Source organism: Bradyrhizobium sp. 190 (assembly GCF_023073415.1).
GTDB lineage: Bacteria > Pseudomonadota > Alphaproteobacteria > Rhizobiales > Xanthobacteraceae > Bradyrhizobium.
Genome location: NZ_JADPJL010000065.1, coordinates 335,275 through 350,782 on the forward strand (window position 1 = coordinate 335,275; position 15,508 = coordinate 350,782).

The following is a 15,508-nucleotide window of genomic DNA, read 5'->3' on the forward strand; positions in this document are numbered from 1 at the left end:
CGTCAACGCTCGTCCGGCACCGCAAACAAAGAAGTACGGGCGCTGCGGAGCGACTGGTCCGGCGTCCCCGAGGCATCGATTATATGCCAGTCTACCGCGCCGATCGCAAAAGTCTCCTGCTTCAAGGCAACATTCCGTGTTGCATCAGACGCATCGCCCTTGCGCTGCTCGATCCGCGCCAGCCGCGTCGCGCGATCCGCCGTGAGGAACAGGCCGACGAAGCGTACGCCGCAAGTGGCTGCGAGATGTGCGATTTCCGTCCGTTCCGCTTCCTGCAGGTAAGCGGCATCGATCATGACCGAACAGCCCTGGGCGAGGACACGCCGCGCGGTGCTCGGAAGCACCTCGTATACAAGTTTCGTGGTTTCGGGCCGATAGGCGGATTCCGGCAGAGCCGTGGTCTCTCCGGCGCCGAACAGGTGCTTGCGAACGACATCCGAGCGGACAATGACTGCGCCGGGCGGGGGTTCGACCAGGCCCGCGAGCCCGCGTGCGAGCACCGATTTTCCCGTCCCCGACAACCCGCCGATCGCCACCAGCAGCGGTGGCTTGGGCGCGATGAGGCGTCCCGCCAGATCGAAGTAGCGCTTGGCCTCCCGCCAGACCGCGTCGCTCTCTCCGGCATGTTCGCTCTTCATGAACAGCACATGCGCGCGGATCGCCGCTCGCATCGACAGAAACAGCGGCAGCAGACGCAGGCCATCGAGACCTTCATCCCCTGCTCCCGCAAGGTAGCGATTGAACACCGTGTTCGCCGCCGCAGCCTGATTGAAGTGGATCAGATCCATCAGCGTGAACGCGAGATCGTAGAGCACGTCCGTCGTGGCGATGACGGGGTCAAATTCGATGGCGTCGAACAGCAGCGGCCGGCCGTCCAGCAACGCAATATTGGCGAGATGCAGATCGCCGTGGCAGCGGCGCACGAACCCTTGCTCGGCACGCTGCCTAAGCAGCGGTTGCAATGTCATTGCAGAAGCGCGGCTGACGGCATCGAGTTGATCGATGGCAGCGGCATCGAGTCTGCGCACGGTGCGAAATTTTGCGGTATTGCGCTCGATGATGGGTAGAAGCGAGGTAAGCCAGCTTTCACCGTCCTTGCGCGGCGCCTTGTCGTGGGATCGCAGAATCGCGTCGGCCACGGCTGCCGCAAGCGATGGATCGATCATCTTCGATGCCGCAACGCGATCGAGCGACTGCTTGTCGTCGAACCGCGTCATTTCGACCGCCCATTCGACGGGTGTACCCGCGCCGTCAATCTCGAGGGCGCCGTCGGAATTGCGCGTGATGGCGAGAACGCGCCGATAGAGCTCGGGAGCGTTGTCGGCGTTGACCTTCAGTTCTTCCTCGCAAGCACGCTTGCGCTTCTCCAGTGTCGAATAGTCGAGGAACGGCAGTCGCACCGCACGCTTGATCTTCAATGCCCGATCGGCGCCGAGAAAAACCATGGACGCATGGGTGTCGATCCGCTTGCCGCCCTTGGCGGGACCGAAGCTGGAACCGTCGAGGAAGTCGAGTACCTGCCGCTGGAGGTCGGCATCCGTTACGGCTGTGTTGGCGGCCGGTCGCACGGTCATGGCTATGGCGTTCCGCTATTGCTCGAGCGCTTATCCGCGCGCGCTTTCGGTCAGCGCGCGCATGATGTCCTCGCGCGCGATGATCCCGACCAGCCGCCGCTCGGCATCCAGCACGGGGAGGCTCTTCATCCGGTGGTCCACTATCAGCTGCAGGACCCGGGTCAGTTTCGTTGCCGGATCGACATAGATGAATTCCGGCGTCATCACATCCACCACCATCCGCGACAACAAATCGTCATAGGCCGGAACCATGCGGCCGGGGTTGAACGCAAAGCATTTTAGGAAATCGAAGTTGCTCACGACGCCGACGATGTCATCGCCTTCGCGCACCGGATAGCAGTTGAAATCATCGGCCTCGAACATCTTGTGCAGCTCGCGCATGGTGGTGTCGCGGGCGACCGTCTTCACCGTGCGCGTCATGTATTGCCCCGCGGTCGCTTCAAGAAATCTATGCACGGGGGTTCCTCGCCAGTGTAAATCGTCAAGCGGACAAGAACGCGCAGCGGCGTGATTCAGTTGCAAGGTGGCCGTGAGGTCCGCCACGCGTCAAGAATCCCGCCCGACTCCTCCAGTATCTGGAATCGAGCATTCCGCAGAAATCCGAGCCGACAAGCCGGAAAATTCTCATTTTTATCAATTAGATATTCGCTGTTTGTAATTTCGTTTCGCCGGCATTTCGCACGCTCGTTTAGTGCGGCATCTGATAAGCGGGGGCAGCCTGGAAGGCGAAGCATGATCGATCCCGACCGCCCCTTTCGACATCAAGATCCGCTCGACCAGAACGCGCGCAGCGGCGCCGAGGGTCGTCCATAACCTCTGGCTATGACCGCAAGCGACCTCCGGCACGCCGAAGACCACATGTCGCTTCTGCGGCGCAAGACCGCGATGGAAAGTGGCGACTTTCCTGCTGGAAATGGACCGTTGGCTCGCCAAGACCGGTATGACGGCCCTGCCGATGTGTCGCCGCGACATCGGCGACTATCTCGGCTTGACGCTGGAAACCCTTTCGCGGGCGCTTTCACAGCTCAGCGATCAGGGTATTCTGGTGTTTTCGAACGCTCGTCAAATTGTGTTGCGTAACCGCCAACGGCTGGCAGACATGGACGCTTGAGAGTAAGCTAAGCGACAAGGGTGCCGCAAGGACGGGAGGGCAAGATGAACAATTATCGCGTCTCCTTCTACAAGGATCTCTGTAACTCCGACGGCCACAGCTTCAAGTGCCTGCAGCGCCAGATCGAGGTCCAATCGGTCGGACCCTCCCAGGCGCTGGTGTTGGCGGAGCGATTGGTCGACAACGAACGCCTGAATGCCGATTGCGTCGAAGTCACGCATTTGGCGGGCCATGACGAGTTCGAACATCCAGTGTGCTATACACCCGCCCCCGGCAAGCACGCATGGAACCGCATCGCGTGATGAACTGACCGCGACCTGAATCGAATCCTCGCGGACCGCGCGCCCGCGCGGTCGGCTGTTTCGCTGCGCGCGTTTTCAGGACAGGCGTGACGGTAGCTTGATCCAGGTCAAATGCGAACATCACCGAGAGAGTGGAATTTCGATCCACATGATGCCCGACGATGATGTCCGCATCATTTGGCGATCTCGCTGTTTTCTCCCAAGACTGCCCCGCCATCGCTGGTCGTGAAGACCGCGTTGCGGGGCATTTTTATGGATGCCCGCAAGTACCAAACCGGCTCCCGGTCCCCCCGCGCCTTATCGATTGGATCTCGCTTCCAGCTTGAGGACGGTCTTGAAGCCATGCGAAGCCGCCTGCAACGCTTCGTCGATATCGGCTGGGCTATGCGCCAAGGAAAGGAACATATTGTGCTGTGGATGAAAGAACGCGCCGTGGCGTAGCGCGGCCGAGCAGAACGCCCGGCCCTTTCTTACATCGGCGTCATCGTCGAACAGCATCAGCGGCATCTGCGGCGGGCCGCTCTGGCGGATCGCGATGCCATGTTGTTTCGCCAGCGACGCCAGTCCCTCGCGCAACCGCAGGCCCATCGCGCAGATATGCCCGGCCACGTCGGTCTCGCGCGCGATCTGCAACGTCGCCCGCGCCGCCGCCATCGCCACCGTGCCGCACCAGAACGACCCCGTGACGAAGACCCTGGTGGCGGCTTCGCGAAAGCGATCGTTGCCAGTGACGGCAGCCAGCGCATAGCCGTTGGCGATCGCTTTGCTCCAGGCGCACAGGTCCGGACGCACGCCAAGCACTTCCCAGCTCCCCCTGATATCGAGGCGCAGGCCGGCCCGCACTTCATCGATAATCAAGGCAGCATCGGCCGCGTCGCATGCCGCACGCGCGGCTGCCGCGAATTCCTTCGTTGGCAATTCGAGATCGCGTCCCATGTCGTGGCGGAAAGCTGTCACCAGAATCGCGGCGAGATCCTTGCCCGCCTCTTCGACAGCCGCCCGCAGGCTCTGCACGTCGTTGTACTCGAAGTGCAGGAGATGCGCGCGGTCCTCGGCCGTCACCCCGGCAACACTTGGCGAACACCACGGCAGCGCGCCGTGATAGCTGCCACGTGCGACCAGCACCTTGCGGCGACCAGTGCCGGCGCGCGCGATTGTCACGCAGCACGTGGTCGCGTCACCGCCGTTCTTTTGAAACATCGCCCAGTCGGCATGCGGCAGCATGGCGACGAGATCTTCGGCGAGTTCCACCATGACCTCCCCCGGGCCGTTGAAGCAATCTCCTTTGGCAGCCTGCGCCTCAGCTGCCGCCTGAACCTCGGGATGCCGATGGCCAAGCAGGATCGGTCCCCAACTGCACATGAAATCTATGTATTCGCGCCCATCGACGTCGCGGACGCGGCAGCCCTCCGCGGAGGCGAAGAATTGCGGATAGCCTTCCGGGAGCCGCGCAGCGTTGAGATGGCCCCACATGCCGCCTGGAACCACCAGCCGCGCCCTTGCTCGTAACATGGCATCCGCTGTCTGCGTTTCGCTCAACAGCGCCGTGTGCTGGGTCATGACGTTCTCTTGTCTGGTTGCAGAGTTTGCCTGGCGCTTTCTGTCGCCGCCTATGATTGGATCGCCAACAATTCACGGTCAACTCCGATCGCAGCCGGGTCAGGTGGCTTTTGGTTCGCAAAACCGGTAGAATTGTCGACATGCTGCGGCCTTGTCGGCTCGCCCTCGCCAGTTCGTTTCGGAGTAACCGTTGAACGTTCGTTACCGCATCGCCTTCGCCGTCCTCCTCGCTTTCGCATCGCCGGCTTTTTCAGGCGGAGCCATCGCAAAAGCGCGATTGCCGCAGCGGTCGCCAAACCGGTATCGCTGCCGGACATTGCAATCGGATCTGCGAACGCACCAATCACCATCACCGAATATTCCTCGATGAGTTGTCCGCATTGCGCAGCCTTCGGCCAGAATGTGTTCCCGATGTTGCGGTCGAAATATATCGATACCGGCAAGGTACGTTTCGTGTTCCGGGAATTTCCACTCGACATAAAAGCCGCCGCAGCTTCGATACTGGCGCGCTGCATCGCCAACGGCGATTCCGAAAAATATCTCAGAGCAGTCGAGATGTTATTCAAGCTGCAGGACCGCCTGATGGCCCAGACCAAGGAGACGCTGATCTATGTCGGGGGGCAGCACGGCATGAGCGAGCAGGACGTCAAGACCTGCGAGGAAGACCAGGCGCAGTTCGACAAGCTGAACGCAGATCAGCAATACGCGCATCGGGAAGTGAAAGTCACGTCGACGCCGACTTTCTTTCTCAACGGTGTACGACTGCAGGGCTCGATGTCGTTCGAGGAGCTGGAAGAACGGATCAAGCCGCTGCTCAAGAAATAGCGCCCGCCCGCCGTCGCAGTAGCCCCTTGCCCCGCGGGGCCGGCTCGCCGATGATGGCCCCAACAAACATATTGGGGAGAGCGCCATGGTCGCGGCTTTGCGCGTAGCGTTGGCAGCGACGTGGCTGCTGTCCGGGGTCGTGGCGTCATCGGCGCAAGGCTATCCGAGCAAGCCGGTGCGCGTCGTGGTCGGCTTTCCCGCCGGCGGACCGACCGATGCCATCGCCCGCATCGTGGCCCAGAAGCTTACTGACAATCTCGGTCATCAATTCTTCGTCGAGAACGTCGGCGGTGCGGGCGGCAACATTGCGGCCGGCCAGGTCGCGCGCGTGACGCCGGACGGCTACACCATCATGGTCATCAGCACCGGCTTCGTCGTGAATCCCAGCCTCTACGCCAAGGTGCCGTATGATCCGGTCAAGGATTTCGTCCCCGTGACGCTGGTCGCGGTCTCGCCGAATGTCGTGGTGGTCAACCCGCAAGTGCCCGCCAAGACGCTCCCGGAGCTGGTGCAGCTCATTCGGGACAACCCCGGCAAGTACGGCTTTGCCGGTCCCGGTATCGGTTCGACGCCGCATCTGGGCGGCGAGCTTTTCCGGCTGGCCTTCAAACTCGACCTGGTGCACGTGCCTTTCACAGGTGCCGGGCCGGCGATCCAGGCAACGGTCGGCGGGCACACGCCGATTGCCTTCACCGCGCTGCCGCCTGCCCTGTCGGCGGTGCAGAGCGGACAACTGCGCGCGCTGGGCGTGGCGTCAACCGAACGTGCCGCCGGGATGCCCGACGTGCCGACCTTCGCCGAACAGGGCGTGAAGGATCAGGACGCCGACACGCTCACGGGCATCGTCGCGCCTGCGGGAACACCGAAAGAGATCGTCGATCTGCTTTATCGTGAGATCGCCAAAATCGTCGCCCAGCCGGACGTCAAGGAGCGTCTCACGGTGCTCGGCTTCAAGCCGGTCGCCAATACGCCGGATCAGTTCGGCGCGCGTATCAGGCTGGAGATGGACAAGTGGGGCAAGGTGGTGCGCGATGCAAAGCTGCGGATCGAGTAACGGGCTCAGCGCCCGCGCTACGTTGGCGGCGGTTCCGCGGCCGCATCCGCGATCTTCATGAAGGTCAGGCCGATACGGTTCTTCTGGATCCAGGTGACCCGGCACTCGTGCACGATCGAGGGGTCCTTTGCCATCACCAGGCGAAAGTGCTGCGGGACGAAGGCCGGGTTGTCGACATCGATCGCCGCTCCCTCGCGCGAGATATTCCGCACCACGCAGGGCATGACGGAACCGCCCGACGAAACATAGGCAGGCTCGTCAATCTCCGTTCGCGGATATTTTCGCTTCTCTTCCATGCCGTCCGTCCCGTCCCGATCGATTCCAACCAAACCGCAAGGCTAGCGCAAAACCCTAAACAAGTCGGCGCGTGCGCCCGGAAAACCCGGAATAGGCGCGGCCCCCGCCGATGCGATTGCCGTCGGGCTTCATTGTGCAGAGCGGCACGAAATCCCAATCGCTTATTCGCAGATGTGCTCCGCATCACCATGGACTTGCCGATCGCGGCGATGGCACGATAGCTTTTCCACCAATGACTGGCGCACCGACGCGATGGAATGGCAGGCATGGTCTTGAATACACCGATCGCAAACTCTGCCGATCTTGCCGGCGACCAGGCGGTGATCGCCCGGGCCGAGGCCATACGCCTTGATGTCGCGACAGCTTCCGACGACATCGAGACCGCGCGCCGGCTGCCGCCCGCGCTGCTCGACAAGCTGCACGACGCGCAATTGTTCCGGCTGTTGCTGCCCCGCTCGACCAACGGGATCGAAACCGATCCCGTAACTTTTTTCCACGTCATCGAAACCATCGCCAAAGCCGATGCTTCCACCGCCTGGTGCCTCAGCCAGGCCGGCGGTTGCGCGATGTCGGCGGCCTATCTCGACCTGCCGGTGGCCCAGGCAATCTTCGGCGATCCGCGCGCGGTGCTGGCGTGGGGGCCCGGCCCCAGGGTTCGCGCGGTCGAATGTGAAGGCGGCTACAGGGTGACCGGCGTGTGGTCCTTTGCATCCGGCGGCCGGCATGCGACCTGGCTCGGGGCGCACTGCCCGATTCATGCAGCCGATGGTTCGCCCAAATACGACGCCAACGGCGTGCCGCTCGAGCGGACCATGCTGGTACGCTCCGAGGACGTCGAGTGGACGGATATCTGGAACACCGTTGGCTTGCGCGGCACTGCCAGCGACCAGTTCGCGCTCAACGATTTTTTCGTGCGCGCGGATCATTCGATTACCCGCGAGTTCGACCGGGAATGCCGCGAGAACGGCCCGCTCTACCGCATGAGCAACCACACCTGTTATCAGGTCGGCTTTGCCGGCGTCGCCTGCGGGATCGCCCGCACCGCGCTCGACAATTTCGTCGAGACGATGCGCAACAAGGTGCCGCGTGGCGCGAGGGCGTCGTTGCGGGACAATGCCGTGGTTCAGTGCAACCTCGCCCAGGCGGAAGTCAACCTCCGCGCCGCGCGCGGCTACGTGTTGCAGTCGATGGCCGATACCTGGAAAGATCTTGCCGCGGGCGCGACCATCACGCTGGCGCAGCGCATGAACATCCGCATGGCCTCTACGAACGCCATTCACAAGGCACGCGAGGCGGTCGACTTTGCCTACAACGCCGCAGGCGCCACCGCGATCTTCGAGAACCATCCGCTGGAGCGCCGCTTCCGCGACATCCATACCGTGACCCAGCAGCTGCAAGGCCAGCTCAGGCATTTTGAAACCGTCGGCGCCTGGATGATGGGCGTCGATACCGACCTCAGCTTTGTTTAGGGAGACCAATCATGGGACTTGGCGGATTGCAGCACTACACCATCGAACCATCTGACCTTGAGCGGACCAAGGATTTCTACTGCGACGTGCTGGGCCTGGAGAACGGCGACCGCCCTCCGCTCGACTTCCCCGGCTACTGGCTCTATTCCGGCGGCGCCGCCACGGTGCATCTGATGGGTACGCGCAAGCCGCGCGAGGGCATCGTGGTGCGCGGCACCGAGAAGAAGTACGACGATACCGGACGGCTTGACCACATCGCCTTTGCGGCGACCGATGTCGATGGCATGCGCAAGCGCCTGCAGTCGAAAGGCGTCAAATTCCGCGAGAGCATTGTGCCGCGGACCGGCGATACGCAGTTCTTCCTCTACGATCCCGACGGCGTCGGCGTCGAACTGAACTTTCCGAAAACCTGAGCCCGCCGCAGACCGAGCCCATTCGTCCGCATCTATGAAGCCCGAATTGGTTTTCGGCGCGCTGTGGGTGCCACGCACCTGATGTTGAGGTGCAACACTACCCGTCAAACAATGAAGTTCCCGACAACGCCGCAAGTCAGCCATGATCAAGGCGCGAGTCCGTCAGGGTTTCTTCATCATTGCAATGAGATTGGAGAAGCCGCGCCGCTGCGGCAGAGTAGCCGGGTGCCGCGCCTTTTTCACCCTACCCCAGGGCATGCGTACCCGGCTATTCGTCCCAGTGGAGCCAGCTAATCGAGCCCGCGCTCGTGGCTCAGATTGACCATTTCCCGAATGAAGACCGCCTTTTGCTTGTCGTTCAGACTCGCAAATAGAGGCTCGGCCGCATCGGCCACATTGCGCTGATCGACGGCACGGTCGTTGAGGAACTGAGCCTCGTTGCGCATCTGCTCGATAATGTCATCGGGGGGATCGCGCTTGGCGCGCGCCACACGCAGATTGAGGCGATCGGCACCATTATGGCCGAGATAGTGCATCGCACTGTTGAACCCGGCCCAATGCTTCTCCTGTTCGGGCGTGAGGTCTAGCTCCTTCTTGATCCGCTCGATATTGGCGTCGCTGCTGGCGACGATCTGTTCGGCCGTCAGTTGCGGCGCGGCGGCCTGGGTAGCGGCTACCTGCTGTTTGGCCGCTTCCTTCTTGCCACCCTTGGCTCCCTTCGCCGGCTTCGCGGCGTCGCCCTGTTTACTTTCTCCCTGTTTGCTTTCTTTTGCCGCCGGCGCTGGACCAGACTTGCTACCGGTTGCGCCGGTCAGCACACCGGTGACTCCGGTGACGACGCCAACGACGCCGCCGATCGCCCCGCCAAGCACGCCGCCGACCGGTCCGGCCGCCCTGTTACCTTCGCGGGCGCCCTTCTCGACCCCCTGAACCACCTGCGCATCCGCGAGCCGCGGCGCGTTGAGAAGCACGATAGCGGCCAACCCCATAGCCGCGCACACTTTCCATCGCGTGCGCAGTTTGGATGTCGGGCTAGTCATTATTGGTCTCCGTAATCGTTGGCCTGGACTTGCGTCCTCGAATCCGAATCTTATCGTCTCAGCGACGCGCAAGTCCAGCCGGGGTCCTGACCGCTATCGCTGGCGCCACAGTGCCAAATCCGTTGCAAGGGAACCCTCGCGGTACGAGCTCAATCCCTAAACTGCCTTGCGTTCATGATGCCGTGTGCAACGCAATATGCCGAGCAAAGAGGCTCGCAGAATTCCGACCGCTGGAAATTTCTACGCAACGTTAGTTCTAGAATGTCGCACATGTCATTTCTCGACAGACGCGTTTAATTCTGTTCTGATTGCGCAACCAAATTCCGCGGGGCGCTCGCTATCCCAGATCGGCGCGATCGCGTGAATGCCGAGAAGAACAAAAAGAGGAACGACAAGACGACAACAAAAAAGCAAGCAAAGAGGAAACACCATGTCACGCAAGAAGCTTTCTCGCCGACAATTCATTGCTGCTACTGCGCTGTCATCCGCAGCCCTTGTCACCGCGCCTTATGTGCGTGGCGCCCACGCTGCAGGTAAGCTTTCGATCGGCTTCTGGGACCATTGGGTTCCCGGCGCCAACAAGGCGTCCACCGATATCGTCAATGCCTGGGCCGAGAAGGAGAAGGTCGAGGTTCAGATCGACTACATCCCGAGCCAGGGCAACAAGAACCTACTGACCATTGCCGCCGAAGCGCAGGCGAAGTCAGGCCATGACATTCTGGCCATGCCGACCTGGTGGCCGCATGCGCAGTCCGAACTGCTGGAACCCATGAATGACGTCATGGAAGGTCTCATCAAGCAGAACGGTGAACCCAACGGCACGGTGAAATATCTCGGTCAATTAAAGGGCAAATGGCTTGCGGTACCCGCGAGCGTCGGCAGCCAGATCAAGGGTCCCTGCTCGCGCATCGACCTGATGAAGCAACATGCCGGCATCGACGTCCAGGCGCTGTATCCCGCCGGCGCTCCGCCAAAGGCCGACAGCTGGAATCTGGACACCTTCCTGAAGGCTGCGGAAGCTTGCCAGAAGGGCGGCGTTCCCTTCGGCATCGGGCTTGGCGAGACCAGCGACAACGTCGATACGGCCGGCGCGATCTTCCAGTCGTTCGGGGCAGCCCTTGTCGATGAGAAGGGCAACGTCACCGTGAAGACCGACCCGGTGCGCCAGGCGCTGGAATTCTACAAGAAACTGATCTCCTTCCTGCCACCGGACGTCGGCGCTTGGGACGACGCCTCCAACAACAAGTGGCTGGTTTCCGGCAGGGGCGCCATGATCATGAACCCACCGAGCGCTTGGGCTGTGGCCAAGCGCGACGCCCCGCAGGTAGCCGAGCAGTGCTGGAGTCATGGCTTCCCGATGGGACCGAAGGGCCGCTACGCGCCCTACCTCTCCTACTTCTGGGGCACCTGGTCGTTCTCCAAGAACAAGGAAGCGGCCAAGAGCGTGCTCAAGGTGCTTTCGCAGCCGGATGCGATCGAGAAGATGTGCGTGGCGAGCGGCGGCTACGACCTTCCCTGCTACGAAAAGCTTACGACCCTGAAGGTCTGGCAAGAGGAAGGGCCGCCGAAGGGTACGCTCTACCACTATCCGAACCCGCACAACCACCAGACGCTTTCGATCGCCGCGGCACCCGCCCCGCCGAAGATCGCCCAGCAGATCTATACGCAGGCGACCCTGACCAAGATGTGCCTGCGTTATCACAAGGGCGAAGCGATGGAAAAGGTGCTCGCCTGGGCTGAAGGCGAGTGCGAAGGTTTCATGCGGAGCTGACGGACGCGATACATGGCGGCCCGCCTGATCGCGGGCCGCCATTCCCTATCCTTCTTCAATCGCGAGCCCGGCGAACCGTTACAGGGATGAAAACACACCATGGCTGACGTCGCATTGCAGTCGAACCGGGCCGCCGCGCAAGCCGCGCGCAAACGCTCGAGCCTGCACAAAATGCTCAGGCGCAAATCGACTGTGGCGTTCCTGATGACGCTGCCGCTGATCCTCCTGATCGCGACCCTCGTGATCTATCCGGCATTCTACGCGCTGCATCTGGCGACGTTGAACAAGTCGATGCAGCGCTTCGTCGGGCTCAGCAATTTCGAATTCCTGTTCAAGCGCGAGACGTTCTGGCTCGTCGTGAAGCAATCCTGCATCTTCGCGATCACAGCCGTCATCTTCAAGGCGCTGCTGGGCTTTATCATTGCGCATTTCGTTCACAACATTCCGGCCAAGGGCCAGCGCAAATGGCGCGGCATGCTGCTGGTACCATGGGTAATCCCCCCGGCGATGAGCACGCTCGCCTGGTTGTGGCTGTTCGACCCCTCCTACAGCGCGTTCAACTACACGCTCGCCTTCTTCGGCATCGGACCGATCTCCTGGACCGGTGATGCCAATTGGGCGCGCTTCTCGGTGATCCTCGTCAACATCTGGGTCGGCGCGCCGTTCTTCATGATCATGTATCTGGCAGCACTGAAATCGGTGCCGGAACAGCTCTACGAGGCCGCCGCCATCGACGGCGCCAATTGGTGGCAGCGCATCTGGTACGTCACGCTGCCGATGATGCGAAACATCATCGCGATTACGACGCTGTTCTCGCTGATCGTGACGTTCGCCAATTTTGACATTGTGCGCATCCTTACCGCGGGCGGCCCGCTCGACCACACCCATATCTTCGCGACGTGGGCGTTCCGCATCGGAATTGAGGGCAGCGATATACCGCTGGGCGCCAGCGTATCCCTCTTCATGGTGCCGATCCTGGCGGTCGCGGCGATCTTCATTCTACGGGACGTCAACAAACGCGGGAATGAAGCCTGATGACAACGGTGACAATCGACAAGACGGCGCCGACCCGCAAGGTCAAGTACGGCAGCATGAGCCGCGACCGGACCTGGGCGCTGCGCTGGTCGTATTTCTTCCTGGCGATCTTCGCGATCTTCTCCCTGACGCCGCCGATCTACATGCTCATCACCTCATTGAAGAGCAGCGCGGAGATTTCGGCGGCGACCAATCCGTGGTGGGTGTTCCACCCAACGCTCGAGAACTATGTCGGTCTGCTGACCTCGAACCAGTTTCTGCGCTTCTTCTGGAACTCAGCGATCGTCTCGATCTTCGTCGTTACGATCACCATGCTGATCTCGGTGCCGGCTGCATTCGCATTGGCGCGGATGCGGTTCTGGGGTTCTACGGTTCTCGCCACCGGCGTCTTCCTGACTTATCTCATTCCCGAGACACTGCTCTTCATTCCGCTTTTCAAGATGTTCGCGGTGATCGGCGATTGGAGCGGCATACAGCTCATCAACAGATGGTATGTGCTGCTGATCCTCTATCCGACGCTGACGGTGCCGTTCTGCACCTGGATCATGATCGGCTACTTCGCTTCGATCCCGAAAGAACTCGATGAGGCCGCCATCATCGATGGCGCGTCGTGGTTTCAGACCCTGACCCGCATCTTCATTCCGGTTGCCTTTCCCGGCATTATTGCCGCGACGATCTTCGCCTTCACGGTGTCATGGGCGCAGTTCCTCTATCCCCTCGTGTTCACGACTTCGACCGATCAGTTGGTCATGCCGGTTGGCATCATCACGACGCTGATCAAGGGCGACGTTTTCAACTGGGGACAGATCATGACCGGCGCCCTGCTCGGCGCAGCACCTCCGCTCATCATCTACGCGTTCCTGATGGACTATTACATTGCCGGCCTGACCGCCGGTGCGACGAAGGGTTGATCTCATGGCTGACGTGACGTTGCGTAAGGTTGTCAAGCGTTATGACGAGGTCGAGGCGGTGCGCGGCATCGATCTCGACATCGCCGACCATGAGTTTGTCGTGCTGGTGGGACCGTCGGGCTGCGGCAAGTCGACCACGCTGCGGATGATCGCGGGGCTGGAGAACATCACCGACGGCGACATTATGATCGGCGGTGATGTCGTCAATGACGTGCCGCCCAAGGATCGCGATATCGCGATGGTGTTCCAGAACTACGCGCTCTACCCGCATATGACGGTTGCCGAAAACATGTCGTTCGGCTTGCGCCTGAAGCGATATCCGAAAGCCGAGATCAAGACGCGGATCGACGAGGCCGCGCGCATGCTCGACATCGTCGAACTCGTCGACCGCAAGCCGAAGCAATTGTCCGGCGGCCAGCGTCAGCGCGTCGCCATGGGCCGCGCCATCGTGCGCAACCCGAAGGTGTTTCTGTTCGACGAGCCGCTGTCCAACCTCGACGCTAAGCTGCGCGTGCAGATGCGGATCGAGATCAAGAAGGTGCACCAGAAAGTCCGCACCACGACGGTTTATGTGACCCACGACCAGGTGGAGGCGATGACGCTGGCCGACCGCGTCGTGGTGATGAACCATGGCCGGATCGAGCAGATCGGCACGCCGAACGAGCTTTATCACAAGCCGGCGACGAAATTCGTCGCCAGCTTCATCGGCTCGCCAGCGATGAATTTCATTCCCTGCCGGCTGGAGGATCTCGCCGGCAAGTTGCACATTCGGCTTACCGATCGCGTCGTCTTCCCACTGCCGCCGGCCCGCGCTGCCCGTTATCAGGGCGTCCCGCGCACCGACAAATTGGTGCTGGGGCTGCGGCCCGAACACATCACCGAGGCAAAGCCGCATTCCGAGCCGGGCGTGGAGACCTTCGACACGGTGCTCGATGTCACCGAGCCGATGGGAATGGAGACGCTGATCTATTTTACACTGGAAGGCGCGCAGGTCTGCGGCCGGGTCAATCCCAATGCCGGCGCGCGCGATGGCGGCCCGCTTCGATTGGCTGTGGACCTCAACAATATGCACCTGCTAAACGAGGTGACCGGCGTCGTCCTTTGACGGCGCAATTGCGAGACCCAAGGGCAGGAAATGGCTACCAACAAGAAGAAAATCTTCGTCACGGAATCGATGTCACGGCAGGGAAGAGCGCTGCTGCACGCGCGAGACGATATCGAACTCGTCGAATTTCCCAACATGATTTCGCAAGAGGATTTCAATATCAAGCTGAAGGCGCATGCGCCGGTCCACGGCGTTGCCCTCGGCGGCACCCGCTTCGGCGAGCCCGAGCTCGAAGCCTCGCAAGACATGCTGGTGGTGACCCGGATCGGCGTCGGCTTCGACGCCGTTGACGTTCCGGCACTCAGCCGCCGCAAGGTCCCGCTGATGGTGGCGGGCACCGCCAATTCGCCGTCCGTTGCCGAGCACGCCCTGTTCATGATGCTGACGCTCGCCAAGCGCGCGACGGAAATGCATTCGCTGGTCAGGGACGACAAATGGGCTGATAGGCTGGGGATGCTGCCCTACGACCTCTTCGGCAAGACGGCGCTGATCATAGGTTTTGGCCGCATCGGCACGCGCACCGCCAAGCGCTGCCTGGCGATGGAAATGAATGTCCTGGTTTTCGATCCCTACAAGCCTGCCGCCGACATCAAGGCCGCCGGCTGCGAACCGGTTGCCGACCTCAACGCCGCACTGCCGCGTGCCGACTTCATCAGCATCCATTGCCCGAAGAATCCGGAGACGGTTGGCATGTTCAATGCTGACAGGCTGAAGCGGATGAAGCCATCAGCCTATCTGATCAACACGGCACGCGGCGGCATCGTCGACGAGGCTGCCCTGCACGCCGCGCTGGTGTCCGGCCAGCTTGCTGGCGCGGGCCTCGACGTTTTCGCGCAGGAGCCCCCGCCGGCCGGTCAGGCATTGCTCGCCCTGCCGAACGTCATCATGGCGCCGCATGTCGCGGGAGTCACGGTGGAAGCCGTGGACCGGATGAGCGAGCAGACCGCCCGCAACATTCTGAGCGTGCTGGATGGCGATCCCTTGCGCCAGAACGTGATCAACCAGGACGTGCTCGGCTAAATCGTCCGCAATAAATGAGCC

The 15,508-nt window shown here is 61.6% G+C and carries 15 protein-coding genes and 1 pseudogene; 11 read left to right on the forward strand and 5 right to left on the reverse strand.

Annotated elements, in window-relative coordinates; translation table 11 throughout:
* Positions 1-2: 2 nt before the first annotated feature.
* Together IVB22_RS33515 and IVB22_RS33520 are read right to left on the reverse strand one after the other, a co-directional pair.
* Entirely contained in the window at positions 3-1,574 is a 1,572-nt protein-coding gene (locus tag IVB22_RS33515) for a bifunctional aminoglycoside phosphotransferase/ATP-binding protein (protein ID WP_247521430.1), read from the reverse strand.
* A 30-nt stretch (positions 1,575-1,604) separates the two neighbouring features.
* Positions 1,605-2,030 (reverse strand): HPP family protein, encoded by a 426-nt coding sequence (locus IVB22_RS33520; RefSeq protein ID WP_247521431.1) that lies wholly within the window; start codon positions 2,028-2,030, stop codon positions 1,605-1,607.
* 363 nt (positions 2,031-2,393) lie between these two features.
* Here IVB22_RS33520 and IVB22_RS33525 point away from each other — a divergent pair.
* Both IVB22_RS33525 and IVB22_RS33530 read left to right on the forward strand, forming a co-directional pair.
* Positions 2,394-2,685, forward strand: a pseudogene (locus IVB22_RS33525) (helix-turn-helix domain-containing protein); the annotation flags it as partial.
* A 44-nt stretch (positions 2,686-2,729) separates the two neighbouring features.
* Positions 2,730-2,987 (forward strand): hypothetical protein, encoded by a 258-nt coding sequence (locus tag IVB22_RS33530; RefSeq protein WP_247521432.1) that lies wholly within the window; start codon positions 2,730-2,732, stop codon positions 2,985-2,987.
* A 297-nt stretch (positions 2,988-3,284) separates the two neighbouring features.
* Here IVB22_RS33530 and IVB22_RS33535 read toward each other — a convergent pair whose 3' ends face one another.
* Positions 3,285-4,547 carry an aminotransferase class III-fold pyridoxal phosphate-dependent enzyme gene (locus IVB22_RS33535; RefSeq protein WP_247521433.1) on the reverse strand — a complete coding sequence of 421 codons (1,263 nt, stop codon included), beginning with the start codon at positions 4,545-4,547 and terminating at the stop codon, positions 3,285-3,287.
* Between IVB22_RS33535 and IVB22_RS33540 the strand changes: the two genes are divergently transcribed.
* A complete protein-coding gene (locus tag IVB22_RS33540) occupies positions 4,536-5,372 on the forward strand; it encodes a thioredoxin domain-containing protein (RefSeq protein ID WP_308200486.1) in 837 nt (278 codons plus the stop codon). The two genes, IVB22_RS33535 and IVB22_RS33540, sit on opposite strands and share 12 nt — an antisense overlap.
* A gap of 85 nt (positions 5,373-5,457) precedes the next feature.
* Positions 5,458-6,426 carry a tripartite tricarboxylate transporter substrate binding protein gene (locus IVB22_RS33545; RefSeq protein WP_247521435.1) on the forward strand — a complete coding sequence of 323 codons (969 nt, stop codon included), beginning with the start codon at positions 5,458-5,460 and terminating at the stop codon, positions 6,424-6,426.
* Between the two features lie 17 nt (positions 6,427-6,443).
* Here the strand turns inward: IVB22_RS33545 and IVB22_RS33550 are convergent, their stop codons facing one another.
* Positions 6,444-6,722 carry a PilZ domain-containing protein gene (locus IVB22_RS33550; protein WP_247521436.1) on the reverse strand — a complete coding sequence of 93 codons (279 nt, stop codon included), beginning with the start codon at positions 6,720-6,722 and terminating at the stop codon, positions 6,444-6,446.
* A 267-nt stretch (positions 6,723-6,989) separates the two neighbouring features.
* Here IVB22_RS33550 and IVB22_RS33555 point away from each other — a divergent pair, with 267 nt between their 5' ends.
* A complete protein-coding gene (locus IVB22_RS33555) occupies positions 6,990-8,192 on the forward strand; it encodes an acyl-CoA dehydrogenase family protein (protein WP_247521437.1) in 1,203 nt (400 codons plus the stop codon).
* A gap of 11 nt (positions 8,193-8,203) precedes the next feature.
* Complete coding sequence (locus tag IVB22_RS33560; RefSeq protein WP_247521438.1) at positions 8,204-8,605, forward strand: VOC family protein; 402 nt, start codon at positions 8,204-8,206, stop codon at positions 8,603-8,605.
* A 290-nt stretch (positions 8,606-8,895) separates the two neighbouring features.
* Here the strand turns inward: IVB22_RS33560 and IVB22_RS33565 are convergent, their stop codons facing one another.
* Positions 8,896-9,645 (reverse strand): Spy/CpxP family protein refolding chaperone, encoded by a 750-nt coding sequence (locus IVB22_RS33565; protein WP_374207775.1) that lies wholly within the window; start codon positions 9,643-9,645, stop codon positions 8,896-8,898.
* Between the two features lie 430 nt (positions 9,646-10,075).
* On the opposite strand from IVB22_RS33565, the gene IVB22_RS33570 reads away from it, so the two are divergent.
* The 5 genes from IVB22_RS33570 to IVB22_RS33590 all read left to right on the forward strand — a co-directional run bounded on the left by IVB22_RS33570 (position 10,076) and on the right by IVB22_RS33590 (position 15,487).
* Positions 10,076-11,416: an ABC transporter substrate-binding protein gene (locus tag IVB22_RS33570; RefSeq protein WP_247521439.1), complete on the forward strand. Its 1,341-nt coding sequence runs from the start codon at positions 10,076-10,078 to the stop codon at positions 11,414-11,416.
* 99 nt (positions 11,417-11,515) lie between these two features.
* Positions 11,516-12,451, forward strand: a complete 936-nt coding sequence (locus IVB22_RS33575; protein WP_247521440.1) for a carbohydrate ABC transporter permease — start codon at positions 11,516-11,518, stop codon at positions 12,449-12,451.
* A complete protein-coding gene (locus IVB22_RS33580) occupies positions 12,451-13,362 on the forward strand; it encodes a carbohydrate ABC transporter permease (protein ID WP_247521441.1) in 912 nt (303 codons plus the stop codon). The genes IVB22_RS33575 and IVB22_RS33580 overlap by 1 nt, the downstream gene beginning before the upstream one ends.
* A gap of 4 nt (positions 13,363-13,366) precedes the next feature.
* Positions 13,367-14,467, forward strand: coding sequence for an ABC transporter ATP-binding protein (locus IVB22_RS33585; protein ID WP_247521442.1), 1,101 nt, complete (start codon positions 13,367-13,369; stop codon positions 14,465-14,467).
* A gap of 30 nt (positions 14,468-14,497) precedes the next feature.
* Positions 14,498-15,487: a hydroxyacid dehydrogenase gene (locus IVB22_RS33590; RefSeq protein ID WP_247521443.1), complete on the forward strand. Its 990-nt coding sequence runs from the start codon at positions 14,498-14,500 to the stop codon at positions 15,485-15,487.
* The last annotated feature ends 21 nt before the right edge of the window (positions 15,488-15,508 follow it).

What these genes read in the sequence shown, in the direction of transcription:
- IVB22_RS33515 (WP_247521430.1), bottom strand. Translation starts at nt 1,574, where the DNA reads ATGACCGTGCGACCGGCCGCCAACACAGCCGTAACGGATGCCGACCTC.
- IVB22_RS33530 (WP_247521432.1), top strand. Translation starts at nt 2,730, where the DNA reads ATGAACAATTATCGCGTCTCCTTCTACAAGGATCTCTGTAACTCCGAC.
- IVB22_RS33535 (WP_247521433.1), bottom strand. Translation starts at nt 4,547, where the DNA reads ATGACCCAGCACACGGCGCTGTTGAGCGAAACGCAGACAGCGGATGCC.
- IVB22_RS33545 (WP_247521435.1), top strand. Translation starts at nt 5,458, where the DNA reads ATGGTCGCGGCTTTGCGCGTAGCGTTGGCAGCGACGTGGCTGCTGTCC.
- IVB22_RS33550 (WP_247521436.1), bottom strand. Translation starts at nt 6,722, where the DNA reads ATGGAAGAGAAGCGAAAATATCCGCGAACGGAGATTGACGAGCCTGCC.
- IVB22_RS33555 (WP_247521437.1), top strand. Translation starts at nt 6,990, where the DNA reads ATGGTCTTGAATACACCGATCGCAAACTCTGCCGATCTTGCCGGCGAC.
- IVB22_RS33560 (WP_247521438.1), top strand. Translation starts at nt 8,204, where the DNA reads ATGGGACTTGGCGGATTGCAGCACTACACCATCGAACCATCTGACCTT.
- IVB22_RS33565 (WP_374207775.1), bottom strand. Translation starts at nt 9,645, where the DNA reads ATGACTAGCCCGACATCCAAACTGCGCACGCGATGGAAAGTGTGCGCG.
- IVB22_RS33570 (WP_247521439.1), top strand. Translation starts at nt 10,076, where the DNA reads ATGTCACGCAAGAAGCTTTCTCGCCGACAATTCATTGCTGCTACTGCG.
- IVB22_RS33575 (WP_247521440.1), top strand. Translation starts at nt 11,516, where the DNA reads ATGGCTGACGTCGCATTGCAGTCGAACCGGGCCGCCGCGCAAGCCGCG.
- IVB22_RS33580 (WP_247521441.1), top strand. Translation starts at nt 12,451, where the DNA reads ATGACAACGGTGACAATCGACAAGACGGCGCCGACCCGCAAGGTCAAG.
- IVB22_RS33585 (WP_247521442.1), top strand. Translation starts at nt 13,367, where the DNA reads ATGGCTGACGTGACGTTGCGTAAGGTTGTCAAGCGTTATGACGAGGTC.
- IVB22_RS33590 (WP_247521443.1), top strand. Translation starts at nt 14,498, where the DNA reads ATGGCTACCAACAAGAAGAAAATCTTCGTCACGGAATCGATGTCACGG.